Consider the following 2,500-nt stretch of genomic DNA (forward strand, 5'->3'; position numbering starts at 1 on the left):
GGTTGCGGGAGTAGGGTTTGAACCTTTGGCTTTCAGGTTATGAGCCTGACGAGGTGAAGACGTTAAGCAATTGATCCAGTGGATCAATTTTAGTCTGAACGGGCTGTGTTGATATTATTCGACCTGGTTGCGGGAGTAGGATTTGAACCTACGACCTTCAGGTTATGAGCCTGACGAGCTACCGGGCTGCTCCATCCCGCGACACTAGGTTGGCCTATCGCTTTCGCTACTTGAGGCCGGGGTCGAATAAGTATTGTTATCATTTAGAGAGAATTGGGATTTTTCTAGGTTTGGCGGTGACCTACTCTCCCGGGGCTTAAGCCCAAGTACCATTGGCGCGGCAGTGCTTAACTTCCGGGTTCGGGATGGGACCGGGTGTTTCACTTGCGCTATGACCACCAAACCGAGGAAAATCCCACGTTGCGACTTGCGTAGCAAGCGCGACGGGTGGCAGGCAGCGTCTTTTGCGTGCAAAAGGCGCGTTGCCACTCGGTAGTGTAATCAATCAACAGTGCCGCTTGGCGCGACACAGCCATCGTTAGTCTAAGGTGTGTATGTTTTTGATTTGTCTTTCCATTACTGGATCAAATCAAGCCTATCGGGCGATTAGTACCGGTCAACTGAACGCATTACTGCGCTTACATCTCCGGCCTATTGACGTGGTGGTCTTCCACGGCCCTCAGGGAGACCTTGTTTTGAGGGGGGCTTCCCGCTTAGATGCCTTCAGCGGTTATCCTGTCCGATCATAGCTACCCTGCACTGCTGCTGGCGCAACAACAGGTCCACCAGTGGATCGTTCACCCCGGTCCTCTCGTACTAGGGGCAACTCCTCTCAAGTCTCCTACACCCACGGCAGATAGGGACCGAACTGTCTCACGACGTTCTAAACCCAGCTCACGTACCTCTTTAAACGGCGAACAGCCGTACCCTTGGGACCTGCTCCAGCCCCAGGATGAGATGAGCCGACATCGAGGTGCCAAACACTGCCGTCGATATGGACTCTTGGGCAGTATCAGCCTGTTATCCCCGGCGTACCTTTTATCCGTTGAGCGATGGCCCTTCCACTCGGGACCACCGGATCACTATGGCCGTCTTTCGACTCTGCTCGACTTGTCAGTCTCGCAGTCAGGCTGGCTTCTGCCATTGCACTCAACGAGCGATTTCCGACCGCTCTGAGCCAACCTTCGCGCGCCTCCGTTACGCTTTAGGAGGCGACCGCCCCAGTCAAACTACCCGCCACGCAGGGTCCCGGATCCGGATAACGGACCGCGGTTAGACATCAAGAGTGCGAAGGGTGGTATCTCAAGGGAGGCTCCACAGGGACTAGCGTTCCTGCTTCAAAGCCTACCACCTATCCTGCACATCACAATCCTGATGCCAGTGCGAAGCTGTAGTAAAGGTGCACGGGGTCTTTCCGTCTAACCGCGGGAAGCCTGCATCTTGACAGGCAATTCAATTTCGCTGAGTCGATGTTGGAGACAGCGGGGAAGTCGTTACGCCATTCGTGCAGGTCGGAACTTACCCGACAAGGAATTTCGCTACCTTAGGACCGTTATAGTTACGGCCGCCGTTTACCTGGGCTTCAATTCAAGGCTCTCACCTCTCCTTTTAACCTTCAGGCACCGGGCAGGCGTCAGACCCTATACGTCGTCTTGCGACTTCGCAGAGCCCTGTGTTTTTAATAAACAGTCGCCACCCCCTGGTTTGTGCCCCCAGCCCCTAGTTGCCTAGGAACCGGGCCTCCTTCTCGCGAACTTACGGAGGTATTTTGCCGAGTTCCTTCAACATCGTTCTCTCAAGCGCCTTGGTATTCTCTACCAGTCCACCTGTGTCGGTTTAGGGTACGGTCTTATAGGAGGGCTATTTCCAGGAACCTCTCAGCAGCCCATTCAATCCGATAAGGATGAACTACCTCTGAGATCCGTCACCACTCCACGGCCTAGGAATATTAACCTAGTTCCCATCGCCTACGCCTTTCGGCCTCGGCTTAGGGGCCGGCTTACCCTGCTCAGATTAGCTTTAAGCAGGAACCCTTGGACTTTCGGCGAGAGTGTCTCTCACACTCTTTGTCGCTACTCATGTCATCATTCTCACTAGTGATCTCTCCACCGGATCGCTCACGCGCCGGCTTCATCGAAAGCCTCTCTCCTCCAATACGCCCGAAGACGTGAAGGAGGAATGAGACTATGTCACACTACGCTCTGCTACCATGCCTTACGGCATCCTAAGCTTCGGCTCATGGCTTGAGCCCCGTTACATCTTCGCCGCAGGACAACTTATTTAGACCAGTGAGCTGTTACGCTATCTTTAAAGGATGGCTGCTTCTAAGCCAACCTCCTGGTTGTTTTGGTCGTCCCACCTGCTTTCCCACTTAGCCATGAATTGGGGGCCTTAGCTGTAGGTCAGGGTTGTTTCCCTCTCCACTACGGACGTTAGCATCCGCAGTGTGTCTGCCATCTAGTACTCCCGGGTATTCGGAGTTTGGTTAGGATCAGTAAGC

1 tRNA gene and 2 rRNA genes (1 of these 3 cut by a window edge) are annotated in these 2,500 nt (G+C 54.0%); all 3 read right to left on the reverse strand.

The features are described 5' to 3' along the window. Window positions 1-124: 124 nt before the first annotated feature. A tRNA-Met gene (locus AC2FFB_RS19950) sits at window positions 125-201 on the reverse strand. Window positions 202-288: 87 nt separating this feature from the next. Further along, a 5S ribosomal RNA gene (gene rrf, locus AC2FFB_RS19955) occupies window positions 289-403 on the reverse strand. 182 nt (window positions 404-585) lie between these two features. After that, a 23S ribosomal RNA gene (locus AC2FFB_RS19960) occupies window positions 586-2,500 on the reverse strand; it runs 913 nt beyond the window's last position.

The organism is Ruegeria sp. YTSA219, assembly GCF_059609985.1.